This is a genomic window from Spirillospora sp. CA-128828, from assembly GCF_050945415.1.
Taxonomy (GTDB): Bacteria; Actinomycetota; Actinomycetes; order Streptosporangiales; family Streptosporangiaceae; genus Spirillospora.
The window spans coordinates 5,685,446-5,703,019 of record NZ_CP191986.1 but is presented as its reverse complement, the minus strand read 5'-3'; the positions used below and the strand labels follow the sequence as shown (position 1 = coordinate 5,703,019).

The window sequence follows — 17,574 nt, the reverse complement described above, 5'->3', positions numbered from 1 at the left end:
CGCCTCGCCTATGGTGATCCGTCATGGATGATCAACCGCGGCGAAGCGAGGACGCGCTGGTGCTACCGGGGCGGCTGCAGGCGGCGCTGCACCCTCGCCGCGGGGGTCTGCCGGGCCTTCCCGTGGAGATCGATCACTCGGCGGTGGACGCCGCCCGCAGGTTCGTCGAACACGCACGGGACCGAATCCAGGAGGCGCTCGACGACCCGCGCTCCGACCCGGCCATGGCCGGGCGGGCGCGGAGCCACCTGGCCGGTGAGTCCGACCCCATGGGCGCGGCGGTGGTCGCCGAGCTCGCATGCCGCGGCCGGGACGACTTCTGGGAACGGTCGAGATGCTTCGCCGAGTCCTGGCTCGTCGAGCATGGCCTGACCTTCGCCGTCTGCGCGGTGACGGAGCAGAGCGAGGTCAGCACGTACGGAGGCCTCGGGTCCATGGTCGACAACGACCTCCTGGGCCCATGGGGCAGCCCGCCGGAACCGTCGTCGGCACGGCGTCTGCGGAGCCTGCTGGCCGCGGCCGGCGACCGGGACTACGCGGAGGCCGTCGAGCGGCTGGACGCCTGCGTCAGGACTGCCACGCAGCGCCTGGTCGCGGGATACTTCGCACCGACCCAGGTGGACTGGGTAGACCAGAGCTGTGCCGCATCTCCCAGTTCGCCCTTGGGATGGACGCTGCTGGCCTCGTTGAGCACGTCCCGCCAGCTGGACCTGCTCGGTGACCTGACCCGCCTGTACACCAAGGACTGCGACGAGGGCGTTCTCGTCACGCTCGCCGACGGGCTCGGCCCCGTCGCCGTGCCGGTGCTGGCCGCCGCCTGGGACGGCACTCCCGGATCCGTGGTCGTCACCGGGAACTGGCGGGCGATCGGGGTGCTCGGTCTGCTGCCGTGGGACGAGGCGTTCGCGGCCATGTGCGAGCGGATCGAAGACCGCTCCGTTCAGCCCCTGCTGCTGGAGACGATGGAGCGCTTCCCCGATCGTGCGGTGCGTGTCCTGTCTCCCGCGACGGCGGGGACGTCCAAGGCCGCCGCGCTCGCCACCGAGATGCTGAAGGCGCATCTGCGGAAACACCCGGAACTCGCCACCGGAGACGACGTGCCCACGGAGGCCAAGGCCATCGCCGCGGCCGTCGCGCCCGTTCCGGACGCGCCCGAGGGCGCGATCCCTCTCGCCCTGCGGGAGCCGCCGTGGCTCACCCAACCGAAGAAGACGTCCCGGAAGAAGCCCGCGCAGCAGGACGACGGCCTGCCGGTCGTCACCGGCCTGGAGCCGCCTGCCGGCACGACGCTTGCCTGGGCTCCCGACGAGCGCGAGAGATGGCGGCGCGCTGCCTCCACTTCCAGGCGCAGTTACGACGCCTGGAGCATCCAGGAGTGGAAGGAGGCCGCGGAGACGTTCCACTCCAGCCCGATGCGCACGGGCGGCCAGATGGCATTCCTCGTGGAGGGGCCCGACGAGGTCGTCCTGCCGTTGCTCACCGACTGGCGACCGGATCTCGGGTGGCTCAGTGACCACGACGTCGAGACGCTTGTCGCGCGGCACGGTGAGCATGCGCTGGACATCGCATACAGCGCCGCGAAGCGGTTCCCCAAGGACAAGGGCGGGGTTCTGCTGCCCTACCTGCACGCCGATGTAGCGCGGCTGACGGCAGACTGGCTGGTGCGGCTGCGGTCCGCCGAGGAGCACGCCCGCGCCTGGCTCCGCAGACACGCGGTCACGGCCGTCCCGTACCTGGTCCCCGACGCCCTGGGCAGGCGCCGCGCGCCGCGGGCCGGGGCGCAGGCGGCGTTGCGGTTCGTCGCCGAGGCGCACGGCGCTCCCGAGATCGTCCAGGCGGCCCGCCCGCACGGTGATTCCGCGGCGGAAGCCGTGGGGGCGATCCTCGCGGCCGCGGCGCCGACTCCCGCTTCCCCGCCGTCCGCCCCTGCCAAGAAGCGCGCCAAACCGCGCAGCCTGCCCGACTGGGCGGACCCGGCCGCCCTCCCGCAGGTAAGGCTGCGGGGCCGTGACCGGGCCCTGCCCGCCGCCGCGACCCGGCATCTCCTGGAGATGCTCACCCTGGGCGCACCGGGCGAGCCCCATCCGGAGATGGCGGGGATCCGCCAGGCGTGTGATCCGGAATCCCTCGCCGAGTTCGCGTGGGCCCTGTTCACCCGCTGGCAGATGGTCAGGGAACCGGGCGAGCAGGCGTGGGTGCTGACCGCGCTCGGGCCGCTCGGCGACGACACGACGGTGCGGCGGCTCGCCCCGCAGATCCGGGCGTGGCCCGCCGAGCACGGGCAGGCCAAGGCGGTCAAGGGACTCGACGTGCTGGCGGCGATCGGCACCGAGGTCGCCCTGACCCACCTGCATGCCATCTCCCAGCGGGTGCGGCATACCGGACTCCGGACGCGGGCACGGGAGAAGATCGACGAGATCGCGGGCCGGCTCGGCCTCTCGCCGGACGAACTGGGCGACCGGCTCGTCCCGGACCTGGGTCTGGACGCCGCCGGGACCCTGGTCCTCGACTACGGCCCGCGCCGGTTCACGGTCGGGTTCGACGAGCGGCTCACGCCCTTCGTCCGCGACGAGGACGGCACCGCACGCAAGGCGCTGCCCCGCCCGGGCGGCGACGACGACCCCGAGCTGGCGCCGATCGCCTACAAGCGGTTCACCGACCTGAAGAAGGACGTCCGCACAGCCGCGTCCGCCCAGCTCGCGCGGCTGGAGACGGCGATGGTCGTGGAGCGGCTGTGGACCTCGGCCCAGTTCCGGGAGCTCTTCCTCGGCCATCCGCTCGTGCGGCACACCGCCCGCCGGCTGGTCTGGCTGTGCCAGGACGACCGCGAGACGATCCCGTTCCGCGTCGCCGAGGACCTGACACTCACCGATGCCGCCGATGACCCGTTCGAGCTTCCGGACGCGGCACGAGTGACGATCGCGCATCCGGCGCGCCTGGACCAGGCCGAGGTCACGGCGTGGTCGGAGCTGTTCGCCGACTACGAGATCGTCCAGCCCTTCCCTCAACTCGGCAGGCCCGTGCACACGCTCGACCCAGGAGAGCGGGCGACCGGCAGGCTGGAACGGTTCGAGGGCGTCAAGGTGCCGTCCGGCGCGGTCCTCGGCCTGGAGCGGCGCGGCTGGGAACGAGGCCCGGCGGACGAGGACGACATGCATGGCCGGATGCTCCGTTCCCTCCCGGGGCGCCGCCAGGTCGTGGTCGAGCTGGACCCGGGCCTGTACACCCGCGACGTCACCGCCGTCTCGGAGCAGCTCGTGACCCGTGTCGCGCTCGAAAGCGGCGCAAGCAGCGACGGCGATATCGACGCCGTCCAACTCTCAGAGACGCTCACCGACCTGGACCAGCTCACCGTAGTAGCACCCCACCCCCGGTGAAGGCCGATCTGCCAATAGGGTCCCCAACCCCCTTTCATGGGGCCCTAGGGCAACATTTGCCGCCGCAGGCGTCATCACCACGGCCCTCGCGGGCGGCCTGCTCGGAGTAACGGGAATGCCGGCGGCCTCCGCTGGAGCGGCGCCTGCCGGTGCCTTCTCCGGCAACACCCCGGCGGCGGCCTCGTCCGCGACGCCGGGGGCCGACGTCGGGCCCGCTTCCGATGTCATCCTGAGGGTCGGCCGGAAGCCGGGTCAGTTGAGCACAAGTGCTGCGCTCAAGTGCACGAAGGGTCGCGTCTGCACTTGGACCAAGTACAACTTCAAGGGTGACCCCGGCCGCAGCAAAGCCGAGCGCGGGGTCTGCTACCACGGCAGCGCGTTCAGATCGATGAAGAATCGCACCAGCAAACGGCTTCGCGTGTATTTCGACATGAACTGCCGGGGGAGTTATCAGGTCGTACGGCCTGGCACTTCGGTCAAGAAGTTCCGCCGGGGCGGAAACAGGTGGAGTTGCAAGCCTTACTAGCGCGGCGGTCTCGTGTGTGAAGGGTGGTGCTGTCTGTCTGCACCGCCCGCCACTCCATGATCGAGCACTGGTCGTGCGTTCGGCAGTACGCGCGCAGTCCAGGTCACCGCCGACCTGCCGTTACAGCCCGCACCACCGCAGGAAGGCCGAACCCCGTGACCATCCGCGTGCTGCTCGCCGACGATCAGGCGCTGCTGCGTCAGACGTTCCGCATCCTGATCGACTCCAGCGCCGACATGGAGGTCGTCGGCGAGGCCGCCGACGGCCGGGAGGCGGTCGACCAGACCCGCGCCCACCATCCGGATGTCGTCGTCATGGACATCCGCATGCCGGGCACCGACGGCCTGACCGCCACCTCGGCCATCTGCGCCGACGAGGACCTGACCGGCACGCGGGTCCTCATCCTCACCACCTTCGAGATCGACGAGTACGTCGCGCGGGCGCTGCGCGCGGGCGCCAGCGGGTTCCTCGGCAAGGACGTCCCCGCCGAAGACCTGCTGACCGGTATCCGGACGGTGGCCTCCGGCGACGCGCTGCTTTCCCCGCGGCCACGCGCGCACTCGTCAACCGATTCCTGACGACCGCGGACCCCGGCGCGCATCTGACGCCGCCCGAAAGCCTGTCCGCCCTCACCGACCGCGAGCGCGAAGTGATGGCGCTGGTCGCCCATGGGCTCTCCAACGAGGACATCGCCGAGAAACTGGTCGTCAGCCCGCTGACCGCCCGCACCCACGTGCACCGCGCCATGAGCAAGCTGCACGCCCGTGACCGCGCCCAGCTCGTCGTCATCGCCTACCAGTCCGGCCTCGTTCGCCCTGCCGCCCCGTAACGCTTTGCTTACGCGGATTCGCGCATCGTGTGCAAGGGTGAGATACTTACCGAGCCGAACTCCTTAACGTCACGGGTGTTCGCAGACCGTCCAGGAAGGGGCTCGGTGGCGCGACGCAGGGCGTTCCCGCGCGCCGCCCAGGTCTTGGCCTGCCTGCTGAGCATGGCCCTGCTGCTGTTCCTGAACGCTGGCCTCAGCGGCCGAGGCGCCGCTGAGCCGTCCTCGATCTCCGTGCAGGTCTCCGCGGTCCAGACGCCGTGGGACTGCTGCGACGAGCAGCCTTCCGCACCGGCGACCCTTCAGCACGTTCACCTGTGGATGCGCGGTGCGCCCGCCGAGATCGACCAGGGCGGCTACGCATTCGCCGGGGTCGTCCTCCCGTACCTGGGCACCGTGCGCGCGACCGCCGCCGACCCGCCGAACGGCTTCGGCCGGCACCCGCGTGGCCGGGACAGACGCACCACGGGGGAGATCTGCGCCTTCCTCCAGGTGTTCCGCTGCTGACGGCCCTCCGGGCAGGCCCACCGGAGATCAGCGCAGGCTGAAGACCGGCACAGGGCCCGTCCTCTTCCGACGACCGTCATCACCGGCTCCATCGACGCGCCGCCGCTACGGCGCACCTTGGAGGAATTTGGCATGCACGCACTCATCGAGCACGCACGTTCGTTCCGTGACCGGGCCGCCGCCGACGGCGCGCCCTTGGCGCCGCTCGCCCAGGGACAGGCGCCGCTGGCGCTGTTCATCACCTGCTCCGATTCGCGGGTCGTCCCGTCCCTGATCACCGGTGCCAAGCCGGGGGAGCTGTTCGAGCTGCGCACCGCGGGCGGCATCGTGCCCCGCTACAGCCTCGACCGGCCGTCCGCGGAGGCCGCGACCATCGAGTTCGCCGTGGAGGTCCTGCAGGTGGCCGACGTCGTGGTCTGCGGGCACTCCCACTGCGCCGCGGTCGCCGCGCTGGCTCGCGGCGACGACCTGACCACCGTGCCCGCGATGGCCGGATGGCTCAGCGCGGCCTCCGACCGGACGGACGACCTCGGCGCGGACGGCCTGGACCGTGCGGTCCAACGGCACGTGGTGGCGCAGATGGAACGGCTGCGGGCGCACCCCGCCATCCGGCGGCGCCTGGACCAGGGGCGAATCGGCCTGCACGGCTGGTTCTACGAGGTCCACACCGGCACCGTGCTCACCCACCGGTCCGGCGCCGACACCTTCCGCCCCATCTGAACGGGGATCCGATGCCATCGAAGACTCTGTTCCCAGAGACCCTGCGGCGCGACGCCGCCGCTTCACTCGTCGTCTTCCTGGTCGCGCTGCCGCTGTGCGTGGGCGTCGCGGTCGCCTCCGGCGTGCCCGCCGAGCTCGGCCTGATCACCGGCATCGTCGGCGGGCTGGTCGCCGGGCTGCTGCCCGGCAGCAGCCTGCAGGTGTCCGGCCCCGCCGCGGGCTTGACCGTGCTCGTCTTCGAGGCCGTGCACAGATACGGGCTGCCCGCCCTGGGCGCCCTGGTGCTGGCCGCCGGGCTGCTGCAGTTGCTGCTCGGCCTCCTGCGGATGGGCCGATGGTTCCGCGCCATCTCGATCGCCGTCGTGGAGGGGATGCTCGCCGGAATCGGCCTGACCATCATCGCCGGGCAGCTGTACGCGATGGCCGACGCCAAGGCACCCGGATCAGGGCCGGCCAAGCTCGCCGGGCTGCCCGCCCTGCTGGCCGACAGCCTCACCTCGCCCGGCGCGCTCGCCGCCCTGGGCGTGGGCGCGGGCACGATCGCGGTACTGGCCGGCTGGCCGCGTCTGCCGGCGCCGATCCGGGCGGTCCCGGCGCCGCTCGCGGCCGTCGCCCTGGCCACCGGCGCGGTGGCGGCGTTCGGGCTACCGGTCGCCCGGCTCGACGTGCGGGGCCTGGCGGGGGCGATCCGCCCGCCCGGCCTGGACGATCTGGCCTCGCTCGCCGAGGTCGGCATGATCGGCACCGTGATCGCGTTCGCGCTGATCTCCTCCGCGGAGACACTGTTCAGCGCCGCAGCGGTCGACCGCATGCACGACGGTCCGCGCACCGACTACGACAAGGAACTCATCGCCCAAGGCACCGGCAACGCCGTCTGCGGTGCGCTGGGCGCGCTTCCGATGACCGCCGTGATCGTCCGGAGCTCGGCCAACGTGCAGGCGGGCGCACGGACCAAGACCTCCCGGGTCCTGCACGGCGTGTGGCTGCTGCTGTTCGCCGCGCTGTTCCCGGCCGTTCTCGGGGTCATCCCGCTGGCGGCGCTGGCCGGAGTGCTGGTGCACGCCGGCTGGAAGCTGATGCCGATCGGGCAGCTGGTACCGCTGTGGCGGCGGCACCGAGGCGAGGCGGTGGTCCTTCTGTGCACCGCCATCGCGGTCGTCGCCCTCAACCTGTTCGAGGGTGTCCTGCTGGGGTTGCTGCTGGCGGTCATCAAGACCGCCTGGGAGACCTCACACGTCCACGTGGACGTCGTCTCCCAGGAGGAGGACGGCCTGCTACAGGTCAAGCTGAGCGGCAACGCCACGTTCCTGCGGCTGCCGAAGATGCTCGACACCCTGGAGGCGCTGCCCCGCGACCGTCCCATCGAGCTGGACCTGTCGGAGGTGCGGCACCTTGACCACGCATGCCGTACGGCGCTGACCGCCTGGGCGGACCGCCACAACCGGGCGGGCACCCCGGCGGTGTCGGTCCCGGCCATCCTCTGATCCCTGTGGACGCCCGCCCCTGGCCGCTCTCGCGGAGGCCAGGGGCGCTGACGGCGGAGAGCCCCGTACCCCGGCCCTCCGAGGCACTATGACCCGGTGCTCGGGGTGAGGTGGATGATCGGTAGTTGCCGGTCGGTCTTGTCCTGGTAGCCGGCGAAACGCGGTGCGGCGGCGGTGATCTGCTTCCACGCCCGCTCGCGTTCGGTGCCGCGCAACTGCCGGGCGGTGACGGGGATCTTCCGCCCGTCGACTTCGATCCGGATCCGGTCGGGGTGGGCGGCGATGTTGTGGTACCAGGCGGGGTTGGCGGCGGCGCCCGCGGCGGAGGCCACGATGAGCCAGGTGCCGTCGGGGCCGGGGAACCAGCCGACCGGGGTGGTGCGCTCGGCCCCGCTCTTGCGGCCGACGGTCGTCAGGACCAGGGCGTTGAAACCCATGGTGGTGCCGGTCTTACGGATCCGGCGGGCGACCAGCCGGTTCACCCAGCGCAAGATCGCTCCGGTCGGCTGGCGGGCGCCACGGGTGCCGGCGGACGTGTCAAAGCTCATGAGACCTCCAGTGAACGGGGGGACACACAGGTCAATCGCTGGCGATCCGCGCCAGCCGCTGCGAGCCCAAGTAGGCGATCTCTTCCTCGTTGAACGCTGACACCGCCGGCCTCCTTCACGCTGATCCCTCGGGGGCCGGACGGGAACGCTACGCCCGGCCTAGTACGTGAAGCATACAGTACATGCCATTAACTATATCTGCCGTGTACCATAATGGCGTGGGCAAGAAGGGGCGAACGGCCGAGGCGGCACCCGGCGTGATGATGGCCGCTCCCGCGGCGGAGATGGACGTGGCGACCGGGCTCGTACAGCTCACCAGCCTGGTCCAGGCCATCTACACGCGCGTCTCCGAACGCCACGACCTGACGCCCGTCCAGGCCAAACTGCTGTGCGTGCTGCTCGGCGGCCCCCGCGGTATGGCCGACCTCGCCCGCTGCTTCGGTGTCGAGAAAGCCGCCCTGACCGGCCTCATGGATCGTGCCGAACGCCGCGGCCTGGCCCAGCGCACCCCCGTCCCCGGTGACCGCCGCGCCCTGCAGGCCACCCTCACCGAGGAAGGCCGCACCGCCGCGACCGCCTTCCACGCAGAGGTCAGCGCGGAACTCGCGCACCTCACCGCACCGCTGGCCCCCGCCGATAGCGAACAATTCCGCGCCACCATGGCCGGCATCATCCAGCGATGCCGCGCCGACGCCGGCCCCGGACCCTGCTGAGCCGCACCTACCGTTCGCCTGAGACCTCTACGCCGTGAAGAAATCGATGAGGGCGCGGGCGATCCGGCCAGGGGCGTTCTCCGTGGGGATGTGGTCCGCTTCTGGGATGCGTATGAGCGTGGTTCGCGGAATCTCCGAGGCGAACTTCTCGGCGTACTCCACCTTCTCGAAGCCGTCGTCCTCGCCCCAGATCAGCAGCTTGGGTGCCGTGGACCGCCGCAGCGCGGGCACGAGATCAAGGGTGTAGCGGCTTTCGGCCGCGCCCGCCATGGCCAGCCAGGAGCGACGGACCCGCGGATCGGTCCACGGATCCAGATACTCGGCGATCAGCTGCTCGGTGGCGGCACCGGCCAGCGCCGCCGTCACGGCCTGCCGGCGGGCGGCGAGGAGTTCATCGCCGGCGGTCGCGGCGACGGCCGGGTCCCGGAACCGGGCCACATGAGGCGCCGGCCAGGAGTCGTAGGTGACCGAGTTGACCAAGGCCAGCCTGTCCACCTCCAGCCGGTCGTGGGCGAGGAGATGCTGAGCGACGGCGCCGCCGATGTCGTGGCCTGCCACGGCGATGGGCCCGGAGATCTTCAGCGCGGACGCGAATCGCGCCACCCAGTCCGCGAGGGCCGGGACCGTGGCCGCTTCCAGGGTGAGTTCGCCACCCGAGCGCCCCAGTCCGGGGAGATCGACCGCGAGGGGCCGGAGCCCCGCCTCGGCGAGGCGGCCCAGCACCGGAAGCCACACCCGGCTCCAATACGTTCCGTGCAGCAGCAACACGGCCGGGCCGTCCTGCTCTGCGGTCAGGTAGCTGGCCGCTTCGCCGTCGACCTGGACTGCGGTCCTCAGCACGCTCGTTTCGGCGGTTGCACTCATGAGATCACTGTGACCGGGGGCCGCCTCCACGGCCGAGAGTCCACAAAGACACCCATGGGTACATTCCTGCCATGAACCGCGATCGGGTTGTGGCCCTGCTCAACCCACCCCAGTCACCCTTCGAACTCGCCTGTGCCGCCGAGGTCTTCGGCACCGTCCCACAGGACGTGCCGACTCCCTACGACTTCCAGATCTGCGCCGAGCGTCCCGGCCCTTTGCGAACCACCGTCGGCTACGCGATCGTCGTCGATGCGGGGCTGGCGGCCCTGCACGAGGCGGACACCGTGATCATCCCCGGCTGGCAGCCGGCCGGTTCACCGGTACCGCCGACCGTCACCGAAGCGCTGCTCGCCGCCCACCAGCGCGGGGCGAGGATCGTCGCCATCTGCACGGGGGCGTTCGTCCTCGCACAGGCCGGACTGCTCGACGGCCGCCGCGCCACCACCCACTGGCGCCACACCGCCCAGCTCGCCGCCGACTTCCCCAAGGTGCACATGGACCCGGACGTCCTCTACGTGGACCACGGCGACGTGGCGACCAGTGCTGGAACCGGTGCGGGCATCGACCTGTGCCTGCACCTCGTACGCTCCGACCACGGTGCGGCATACGCCGCCCAGGTCGCCCGGAACATGGTGCTGCCGCCTCACCGGGAGGGCAGCCAACTCCAATACGTCGCCAAGCCCACACCGGCCAGGCCGGACGAGTCCTTGGCGCCACTGCTGGAGTGGGCCACCTCCCAGCTCCACACCCGGCTGACCGTCGCCCGGCTCGCCGAACGCGCCGGGCTGTCGAGCCGGACCCTCGCCCGGCAGTTCACCGATCAGCTCGGCACCAGCCCGGGGCAGTGGCTGCTCGGCCGGCGCCTCGACGCGGCACGGGTGCTGCTGGAGCAGACCGACCTTCCGGTGGAGGCCATCGCCACCAGGGTCGGACTCGCCTCGGCGGTCAACCTGCGCCGCCGCTTCCGCGCGCACCTCGGCACCACGCCCGGCACGTACCGACGAACTTTCAGCGAACTACGGGACCTCCACCGGGAGAAGTGAGCCTTTGGCCAGAGTCCAGCCCCGGGCGATCTGGAGGATCCTCGCCATCCGCGTCCCGGCGATGCCGATCACGTTTCCGTCGATGTCGACGGAGATGTGGGTGAGATCGCCGGCGGCCTCTCCGGTGACGGTCCGCACGCCAGAGCCGGAGTCTCCGGGGGTGGCGGCGCCGGCCCACGAGAAGCCGGCGCCGTTCGCGATGTCCCATCGGAGTGCGGCGCCGGCGCGCGGGGTGCCACCGGTGCCGATGACGGCCCCGTGCCCGAAGTGTTCGAGCGGGAGGCCCACCTGGCGCCCCGTGTAGATACCGGCGGGGCCGCCCCACACGGGCATGGTCGGGTTCATCCAGGAGGAGAACGTCGGATTGATGTTGATCATGGCGAAGTCGTCGCCGATGCCGTGGTCACGGGAAAGGCCGATCTTGCCGATCACGTACAGGCCGGGCAGTTTGCCCGAGGCGAGCGGCGGTACGACGTAGGCGCTCACCGGCTGCCCGACCTTGCCGCAGTGCCCGGCGGTGCCAAGGCCCCAGGCAGACTTCTTCTTGAAGACGAAATTGGCGCTGCACCAGCCCAGAGCATTGTCGCTGCCGTCACTGCCCAGCAGGGTGAGCAGCCATTGGCCAGGGCGGATACCGGGCTGGGCGAGTCCCGCGGCCTGCGGCGCGGTGACCCCGCCCGGCAGCGTGGCGCCGGCGGGCAGCCGCACGCCCTGGGCGCCCGAGGCCAGCAGCCGCCGCTGGAACTCGGGCGTGTACCAGGAGGGGCTCACGCCCGCGCTGATCCGCTTGTAGAGCGCGCCGGGCGCCGCGTTGGCCTCAGAGGCACCGGCGGCGGTGGACGGGAGAAGGGGGGATGTCAACGCCAGCAGTGCTGCCGCCGCGATCCGGAGGACGTTCCGTGAGCCCATCGTGCCTCTCTCATGGGTTGCGTGGGGGCCGCAGGTGGCGTGCGGGCTCCGTCCGTTCTATCGGAGCTCACCCGAACATCGCAGTCTGTAATTCTGGTGTTACTTCTGGTATTGCCGAAATATCCGAGACGTGGGGCTACCAGACTTCTGCGGGGCCTGCTGAACGCGGGGAAGCGGGCGGTCGGTGAGGAACGCGGTGACGGACGTGCGGTAGAGGGCCGGTTGTTCGGCCTCGATGACGTGCCCGGCATCAGGGATCTGCAGGAGCGTCGCGCCCGGGATGGTGTCGCGGTACTCGCGTGCGATCTCCGGGCGCTTGTAGTCGCACTCGCCGCGCAAGACCAGGGCGGGGACGCGGACGCCGCGCAGCGCGGGACGGGGGTCGGCGACGTTGAGCGCGTCATCGGAGGTGAGCTGGTTGGCGTAGAAGCCGGAGCGTGACGAGGCCTCGTGGAGTGCGCGGTCGGGATGGCACGTCGCGGCGGATTCGACCGTTGACAGCAGTTCGTCGAACAGCGGGTCGATCTCCCTGTCCGGTACGAGGGCGTGGGCGGCCCGGGGGTCGATGTCCATGAGGACGGACCAGGCGATCAGGCGCGGGCTCGCTTCGAGCCGGTCCATACGCGTTCGTTGCTGCGGTGTGAGTCTGTCCCAGATGTCGCCTTCTCCTGCTTTCTCCCATTCGGGGGCCCACAGCGCGCCGGGCGAGGTGAAGACGGCCTTGGCCACATGGCCGGGGTGCGCGGCCATGTAGCAGGCGGCGAGCGTCGCTCCCCAGGAGCTTCCGACCAGGATCAGTTTCGGCGCTCCCAGCTGCCTGCGGATGGCCTCCAGGTCGGCGACCTGCCGCGCGACGGTGTAGCCGGTGGGGTCGGCGAGCCGCTGGGAACGTCCGGCACCGAGCTGGTCGTAGGTGTAGACGTCGAAACCGTGTCCGGCCAGTTCGCGGTCCAGGTCATCGGGGCCGGCGCCGGGCGTGCCGGGCCCACCGTGCAGGCGCACCACCGGCGCGGCGTGGCGGTGGCCGCGCCCGGGCGTCCGGGTGTAGGCGATGCGCGACCCGGTCGGCAGCTTCCAGTAGCGGGTCGCCTGGGGAGGCAGCGGCATGGGTCGGACGCCGAGCGGCCGGAAGATCGTCAGTGCGGAGGTGAGCGCCACGGCGCCGACGAGCAGGCCGGTGGTGAGCAGGGTCGCCAGGCGCCGTCGGCGGAATGCCAGGCGCGCTCCCACGCCGGTGAGCGCCAGGCCGCAGAGGGCCGTGGCGGTCAGGCCGGCGGCCATGGCGAGCGGGATGGACGCGCCGGACGCGGCGGTGAGCAGGAACGCGGCGATGGCCGCCGGGCCGGCGAGCAGGACGGCGGCGACGGTGAGCGTCCAGCCGGCGATGCGGCGGCGCAGCGAGGGTGCAGATGTTGTCGGCATGCCGTGACGGTAGGAACGGCGGAGGCCCGGAATCGTCCCCCACGGGGAAGGCGGTTCGTACCTCGCCGGGGGTACGGACGGCCATTCCCGCGGACGATTCCCCGGGGACGCGGCGTTCTCTACGCTGATCAGCGTGAACCTCGACGGGTGGCGGCCGGATCGGGCGGCCGACCGCCGGTGGCGCTGGATCGCCGTGGACGTGCTGGTCGCCTACGTGTCGGCGGTCATCCCCATCGGGCCGTCCGATGTAACCGCGTCGGTCTGGCATGGCCCGGCCGTCATGCGGGTCGCCGCGGTCGTCTGGTTCGCGGCGATCGCGGGACGCAGGTCGGCGCCGGCCGTCGCGCTGTTCGCCTCGGCGGGCGCCACGGTCGCCGTGGCCGTGGCGGGACAGCCGCTCACCAATCTGTCCGCGGCGTCCGCGCTGAGCCTGACGATGGTCGCTCAGACCCGTCCGCGCCCCCGGGCCCTGCTCGTCATGGCGATTCCGGTGGCCGTGGTCCTGCCGGCACTGGCGGCCGAGAGCGTCCAGGCGCTGGTGCTGGGCGCCGTCCTGCACGCCGTTGCCTGGCTTGCCGGCGACGCCGCGCGGTCGCGCTGGGAGGCGGCGCGTGCGCTGCGCCGGCACGAGGTCGAGCGGGCCCGGGCCGAAAGGCGGCACGCGCTGTCGGACGAGCGGGCCCGGCTCGCACGCGAACTGCACGACGCCGTCGGACACGCGGTCACCGTCATGGTCACCCATGCCGGCGCCGCCCGGCTCTCGCTCGGCGGCGAACGCGCGGAGATCCGCACCTCCCTCCAGCAGATCGAGGACGTGGGCCGTACCGCGATGGCCGACCTGGACCAGATCCTCGGGCTGCTGGAGGCCGATCCGCCCTGCCTCGATCTGGACGTCCTGGTGCGCCGCCTGGTCGCCACACTGCCGGGTCATCTGAGAACCGAGATCGCGATCGATGCCGGTCTGGGCGAGGTCAGTGATCCGGTCGCGCAAACGGTCCACCGGGTCGTCCAAGAGGCGCTGACCAACATCGTCCGGCATGCTTCCGCCGGCACGGTGCGCGTGCGGCTGTTCCGAGACCGGGAGGACATCGTGATCGGAGTCTCCGACGACGGACGCGCCGCCGGACCGCACCGTCCTGGACGCGGCCTGAACGGAATGCGCGACCGCGTCCACCGGCTCGGCGGAACCTGCCAGGCGGGCCCGGCCACGCCCGGCGGCTGGCGGGTGGACGCCCGCATCCCCGCGGAGGCGTCATGATCAGCGTCCTGCTGGCCGACGACGAGGAGCTCATGCGCGGCGGCCTGCGCATGATGCTGGGCACGCAGCCGGACATGACCGTCGCCGGCGAGGCCTCCGACGGCGCCGAGGCCGTACGGCTCGCCCGGCACCTGCGGCCCGACATCGTCCTGATGGACGTCCGCATGCCGGTGAAGGACGGCGTCGCCGCGACCGCCGAGATCACCGCGCAGGACGGACCCACCCGGGTGCTCGTCCTGACCACCTTCGAACTTGACGAGTACGTCTTCGCGGCAGTGCGCGCCGGAGCCAGCGGGTTCCTCCTCAAGCGCACACCGCCGGAGACGCTGATCGAGGGCGTCCGCACGGTCGCCGCGGGAGAGGGCCTGCTGGGCCCCTCGGTGACCCGGCGGCTGCTGACCGAGTTCGCCCGGGTTTCGCCCCCGCCACCCGGCCAGGACGTCCGGCGCAGCCTCGGCCGCCTGACCGACCGCGAGCACGAGGTGCTCCTTCACCTGGCCCGAGGACTGTCCAACGCCGAGATCGCCCGGCAGATCCACATCGCCGAAGCCACCGCCAAGACCCACGTCAAGCGGATCCTCGCCAAACTCGGCCTCCGCGACCGAATCCAGGCGGTCGTGTTCGCCTACGACCACGGCCTCGTCCACCCGACCCGCCGAGAGTAGACGGGCTCGATCCTTCGCAAGGTCGGTGCGTCTGGGTGGCTTCTCGGGCGCTGGACCGAGGGGTCAGTCCTTGGGGGCGTCCGCGTTGGTGTAGACGAGGTGCACCACGCCGGTGGCCTCGAAGGTCGTCGAGGACGCCAGCTTCAAGGGCACGGTGGCGCCGTCGGCGAAGAGTTTGGCGCCATGCCCGACGACGATCGGGTGCAGGAGCAGGTGCAGCTCGTCGACCAGGCCCTGCTCGAGCATCCAGCGCACCAGGGTGGCGCTGCCTGTCGTGCCGAGCCGGGTGTCGGCCTTCAGCCGGGTCAGTTCCGCCGCGACATCGCCCTTGATCAGCGAGGAGTTCTCCCATCCCGCCTCGGTCAGCGTGTTCGACACGACGTATTTGCGCGCGCTGTTCATGACCTTGGTCGTCGGATCGGCGGGGTCGGCGTCCGGCCAGTAGGAGGCGAACCCTTCGTAGGTGTGGCGGCCGAGAAGGGTCGCCTCGGTCTCGTTCATCAACCCGCCGACGACGGCGCCCATCTGGTCGTCGAAGTAGGGGAAGTGCCAGGTCTCCGGCGATTCGATCACACCATCGAGGGAGATGAAGAGGCTGGACTTGATGAATCCCATCGGGATGCTCCTTTGCTCGTGTGCGGGGGGGGGGGTGGCCCTGGACGGGTCCCGTCAATCACAGGTCGAACGGTGTCCCGGTGGATCGACATGCCGTCGAAGATTTCTCCTGATTTCCGGCCGACGCGTCGGACGGACCTGCGTGGGCAAGCTAACCGATCATGGCCGCTCACACCCCCGCCCCCGGCGCGGTTGTCCGACACCGGCCTGGATCCGGCCGGCCCCGACGAGGCTGCTACAACCGTCCGTGGGTTCGGTGGAGCCGGGATGTGGGAGGGAACGTGGTGATCGAAGTCGACGTGGTGGACGGTGTCGGAGTCGTACGGCTGGCCCATGGCAAGGTCAACGCCTTGGATCTGGAGCTGTGCCGGGCGATCGGGCAGACGATGCGTGATCTGGACGACCGGGAGGGGCCCGTCCGGGCCGTGGTGGTGACCGGCGCCGGACGGGCGTTCTCAGCAGGTGTCGACCTCAAGCGTGTGGTCGACGGCGGCGCGTCGTACGTGGCCGAGTTCCTGCCCGCGCTGAGCGAGGCGTTCCGCTCCGTTTTCGACCTGGGCAAACCGGTGGTCGCGGCGGTCAACGGGCACGCGATCGCCGGTGGCTGCGTGCTCGCCGCGGCTTGCGACCGCCGGATCATGGCCGCCGGGAGCGGCACGATCGGGGTCCCGGAGCTGCGGGTGGGGGTGCCGTTCCCCGCCTCGGCGCTGGAGATCATGCGGTTCGCGCTGGGACCGGTCGCCGCCCGCAGCGTGATCTTCGACGGTGCCAACCACAGGCCGGAGGCGGCCCTGGCGCTGGGGCTGGTCGACGAGCTGAGCGAACCGGACGCTCTGCTGGACCGCGCGCTCGCCGTCGCAGGCCGGATGGCCGCCGACATCCCGGCCGACACCTTCCGCCACACCAAGGCGCAGGTCCGGCAGGAGGCGAACGAACGGCTCGACCGTATCGCCGAGCCCGCCACGGTGGAACTGTGGACGACGGCGGCGACCGACGGCCGGATCCGGACCTTCATGGAACGAACGATGGGTTCCGACAGGGAATGAGCCGGGCCGGTTCGCCAAGTGTTCTCGCCGGCCGCCGTGGCGCTCGCCGCCGCGTTGGCCGCCATCCGCATGTCCACCGCCCGCCGCGGTGCCTGAGGGGCGCCACCCTCTTCCGGTCAGCGGCGCAGCAGGGCTGTGGCGATGGCGACCTGGGCGGGTTCGAGTGCGGTCTTGCCGTCTTCGATGTCCCACAGGGCGTTCTGCAGCACGCGGCCCAGAGTCCAGCCGGTTGCTCGCTCCCGGTCCAGGCCGAGGGCTTCGGTCAGCAGGTCGAAGCGCCGGAGCACCGCGCGAGCCGCATCACCGGTGGCCTCCACCTCGTCCCACCGATTGTCCAGTGCGGGCAGCAACTCGAATCCGGGGTCGCCGGCCAGCGGTTCGGGATCGATCGCCAGCCAGGGTTCCCGCTCTCCGGCGAGAACGTTGTCGTAGTGCAGGTCCCAGTGCAGCAGCCGGTCGCCGGGTTCGCCGATCAGTTCGGCCACGGCGGACGCGCAGGTTCGCACCAGCCGCCGTTCGGCAGGGTCGCGCAGTCCCAGGACCGCCTGCGGGACCTGGTCGAGCATGGCGGCGGCGATGTCGGACAGCCGCCGCAGATCCTTCGGGGCGGGCACCGAGGTCAGCCGGGCCATGAGCTCAGCCAGGACCTGCACTGCCGCGGTTTCGTCGACGACCGAGGACAGGGGCCGGGCCGCGTCCAGCCGCTCCAGCAGCTGCGTGGCGCTGTTCTCGTCATGGTCGAGCAGGCGGACGATACCGGCGCCATTCCACGCCCGCAGGCCGGTGGCGGTGCCGGCGGTCTCCTCCCGCAGCTGCTGAAGCTTCAGGACGGCGGGGGTCCCGTCGCGTCGAAGCACGGGCAAGACCAGCGAGGCCATGCCGTATGCGAGCGGACCGTCGGGCCGCAACTCCCACCGGTCCAGGAACTCGCTGCCCAGCCGAGGCAGCTCGGCGATCCACGCACGCGCCTCGGCCCCCTGCGCGCCGTAAGACGCGGCGAAACCGCCCGGGACGTCGATGTACACCGATCTGGCCATGGGAAGTTCTCCTT

At 71.4% G+C, this 17,574-nt stretch carries 16 protein-coding genes and 1 pseudogene; 11 read left to right on the top strand and 6 right to left on the bottom strand.

Annotated features, from left to right (window positions below):
• The first annotated feature begins 23 nt into the window (after positions 1–23).
• The 6 genes and pseudogenes from ACQPXG_RS27785 (at position 24) to ACQPXG_RS27760 (ending at position 7,440) form a co-directional block, all read left to right on the top strand.
• A complete protein-coding gene (locus ACQPXG_RS27785) occupies positions 24–3,377 on the top strand; it encodes a DUF4132 domain-containing protein (protein WP_433462056.1) in 3,354 nt (1,117 codons plus the stop codon).
• 115 nt (positions 3,378–3,492) lie between these two features.
• Positions 3,493–3,903 carry a peptidase inhibitor family I36 protein gene (locus ACQPXG_RS27780; RefSeq protein ID WP_433462055.1) on the top strand — a complete coding sequence of 137 codons (411 nt, stop codon included), beginning with the start codon at positions 3,493–3,495 and terminating at the stop codon, positions 3,901–3,903.
• A 155-nt stretch (positions 3,904–4,058) separates the two neighbouring features.
• Positions 4,059–4,732, top strand: a pseudogene (locus ACQPXG_RS27775) (response regulator transcription factor).
• Between the two features lie 105 nt (positions 4,733–4,837).
• Complete coding sequence (locus tag ACQPXG_RS27770) at positions 4,838–5,236, top strand: hypothetical protein (protein ID WP_433462054.1); 399 nt, start codon at positions 4,838–4,840, stop codon at positions 5,234–5,236.
• 132 nt (positions 5,237–5,368) lie between these two features.
• Entirely contained in the window at positions 5,369–5,956 is a 588-nt protein-coding gene (locus ACQPXG_RS27765) for a carbonic anhydrase (RefSeq protein ID WP_433462053.1), read from the top strand.
• A gap of 11 nt (positions 5,957–5,967) precedes the next feature.
• A complete protein-coding gene (locus ACQPXG_RS27760; protein ID WP_433462052.1) occupies positions 5,968–7,440 on the top strand; it encodes a SulP family inorganic anion transporter in 1,473 nt (490 codons plus the stop codon).
• Positions 7,441–7,526: 86 nt separating this feature from the next.
• On the opposite strand, the gene ACQPXG_RS27755 is transcribed toward ACQPXG_RS27760, so the two are convergent.
• Positions 7,527–7,988, bottom strand: coding sequence for a nitroreductase/quinone reductase family protein (locus ACQPXG_RS27755; protein ID WP_433462051.1), 462 nt, complete (start codon positions 7,986–7,988; stop codon positions 7,527–7,529).
• 218 nt (positions 7,989–8,206) lie between these two features.
• On the opposite strand from ACQPXG_RS27755, the gene ACQPXG_RS27750 reads away from it, so the two are divergent.
• The gene (locus ACQPXG_RS27750; RefSeq protein WP_433462050.1) at positions 8,207–8,701 is read left to right on the top strand and encodes a MarR family winged helix-turn-helix transcriptional regulator; all 495 of its coding nucleotides are present in this window, start codon (positions 8,207–8,209) and stop codon (positions 8,699–8,701) included.
• Between the two features lie 27 nt (positions 8,702–8,728).
• Here the strand turns inward: ACQPXG_RS27750 and ACQPXG_RS27745 are convergent, their stop codons facing one another.
• Complete coding sequence (locus ACQPXG_RS27745) at positions 8,729–9,565, bottom strand: alpha/beta fold hydrolase (protein WP_433462049.1); 837 nt, start codon at positions 9,563–9,565, stop codon at positions 8,729–8,731.
• Between the two features lie 71 nt (positions 9,566–9,636).
• On the opposite strand from ACQPXG_RS27745, the gene ACQPXG_RS27740 reads away from it, so the two are divergent.
• Positions 9,637–10,608 carry a helix-turn-helix domain-containing protein gene (locus tag ACQPXG_RS27740; protein ID WP_433462048.1) on the top strand — a complete coding sequence of 324 codons (972 nt, stop codon included), beginning with the start codon at positions 9,637–9,639 and terminating at the stop codon, positions 10,606–10,608.
• Here the strand turns inward: ACQPXG_RS27740 and ACQPXG_RS27735 are convergent.
• Both ACQPXG_RS27735 and ACQPXG_RS27730 read right to left on the bottom strand, forming a co-directional pair.
• On the bottom strand, positions 10,582–11,517 hold the full coding sequence (locus ACQPXG_RS27735) for a hypothetical protein (protein WP_433462047.1): 936 nt from the start codon (positions 11,515–11,517) through the stop codon (positions 10,582–10,584). The genes ACQPXG_RS27740 and ACQPXG_RS27735 overlap by 27 nt on opposite strands.
• 99 nt (positions 11,518–11,616) lie before the next feature.
• Positions 11,617–12,939, bottom strand: a complete 1,323-nt coding sequence (locus ACQPXG_RS27730) for an alpha/beta fold hydrolase (protein WP_433462046.1) — start codon at positions 12,937–12,939, stop codon at positions 11,617–11,619.
• A gap of 133 nt (positions 12,940–13,072) precedes the next feature.
• Here ACQPXG_RS27730 and ACQPXG_RS27725 point away from each other — a divergent pair, with 133 nt between their 5' ends.
• Together ACQPXG_RS27725 and ACQPXG_RS27720 are read left to right on the top strand one after the other, a co-directional pair.
• Positions 13,073–14,197, top strand: a complete 1,125-nt coding sequence (locus ACQPXG_RS27725; RefSeq protein WP_433462045.1) for a sensor histidine kinase — start codon at positions 13,073–13,075, stop codon at positions 14,195–14,197.
• Positions 14,194–14,862: a response regulator gene (locus ACQPXG_RS27720; protein ID WP_433462044.1), complete on the top strand. Its 669-nt coding sequence runs from the start codon at positions 14,194–14,196 to the stop codon at positions 14,860–14,862. Before ACQPXG_RS27725 ends, ACQPXG_RS27720 begins: the two co-directional genes overlap by 4 nt.
• A gap of 63 nt (positions 14,863–14,925) precedes the next feature.
• Here the strand turns inward: ACQPXG_RS27720 and ACQPXG_RS27715 are convergent, their stop codons facing one another.
• Entirely contained in the window at positions 14,926–15,477 is a 552-nt protein-coding gene (locus tag ACQPXG_RS27715) for a dihydrofolate reductase family protein (RefSeq protein WP_433462043.1), read from the bottom strand.
• A gap of 281 nt (positions 15,478–15,758) precedes the next feature.
• Here ACQPXG_RS27715 and ACQPXG_RS27710 point away from each other — a divergent pair, with 281 nt between their 5' ends.
• The gene (locus tag ACQPXG_RS27710) at positions 15,759–16,523 is read left to right on the top strand and encodes an enoyl-CoA hydratase/isomerase family protein (RefSeq protein ID WP_433462042.1); all 765 of its coding nucleotides are present in this window, start codon (positions 15,759–15,761) and stop codon (positions 16,521–16,523) included.
• A 116-nt stretch (positions 16,524–16,639) separates the two neighbouring features.
• Here ACQPXG_RS27710 and ACQPXG_RS27705 read toward each other — a convergent pair whose 3' ends face one another.
• On the bottom strand, positions 16,640–17,560 hold the full coding sequence (locus ACQPXG_RS27705) for an aminoglycoside phosphotransferase family protein (protein ID WP_433462041.1): 921 nt from the start codon (positions 17,558–17,560) through the stop codon (positions 16,640–16,642).
• Positions 17,561–17,574 lie beyond the last annotated feature (14 nt).

Bases quoted from the DNA above. Each gene is read 5' to 3' on its own strand.
- ACQPXG_RS27730 (WP_433462046.1), bottom strand. From the start codon at position 12,939: ATGCCGACAACATCTGCACCCTCGCTGCGCCGCCGCATCGCCGGCTGG.
- ACQPXG_RS27735 (WP_433462047.1), bottom strand. From the start codon at position 11,517: ATGGGCTCACGGAACGTCCTCCGGATCGCGGCGGCAGCACTGCTGGCG.
- ACQPXG_RS27715 (WP_433462043.1), bottom strand. From the start codon at position 15,477: ATGGGATTCATCAAGTCCAGCCTCTTCATCTCCCTCGATGGTGTGATC.
- ACQPXG_RS27760 (WP_433462052.1), top strand. From the start codon at position 5,968: ATGCCATCGAAGACTCTGTTCCCAGAGACCCTGCGGCGCGACGCCGCC.
- ACQPXG_RS27755 (WP_433462051.1), bottom strand. From the start codon at position 7,988: ATGAGCTTTGACACGTCCGCCGGCACCCGTGGCGCCCGCCAGCCGACC.
- ACQPXG_RS27745 (WP_433462049.1), bottom strand. From the start codon at position 9,565: ATGAGTGCAACCGCCGAAACGAGCGTGCTGAGGACCGCAGTCCAGGTC.
- ACQPXG_RS27720 (WP_433462044.1), top strand. From the start codon at position 14,194: ATGATCAGCGTCCTGCTGGCCGACGACGAGGAGCTCATGCGCGGCGGC.
- ACQPXG_RS27765 (WP_433462053.1), top strand. From the start codon at position 5,369: ATGCACGCACTCATCGAGCACGCACGTTCGTTCCGTGACCGGGCCGCC.
- ACQPXG_RS27705 (WP_433462041.1), bottom strand. From the start codon at position 17,560: ATGGCCAGATCGGTGTACATCGACGTCCCGGGCGGTTTCGCCGCGTCT.
- ACQPXG_RS27740 (WP_433462048.1), top strand. From the start codon at position 9,637: ATGAACCGCGATCGGGTTGTGGCCCTGCTCAACCCACCCCAGTCACCC.
- ACQPXG_RS27780 (WP_433462055.1), top strand. From the start codon at position 3,493: ATGCCGGCGGCCTCCGCTGGAGCGGCGCCTGCCGGTGCCTTCTCCGGC.
- ACQPXG_RS27785 (WP_433462056.1), top strand. From the start codon at position 24: ATGGATGATCAACCGCGGCGAAGCGAGGACGCGCTGGTGCTACCGGGG.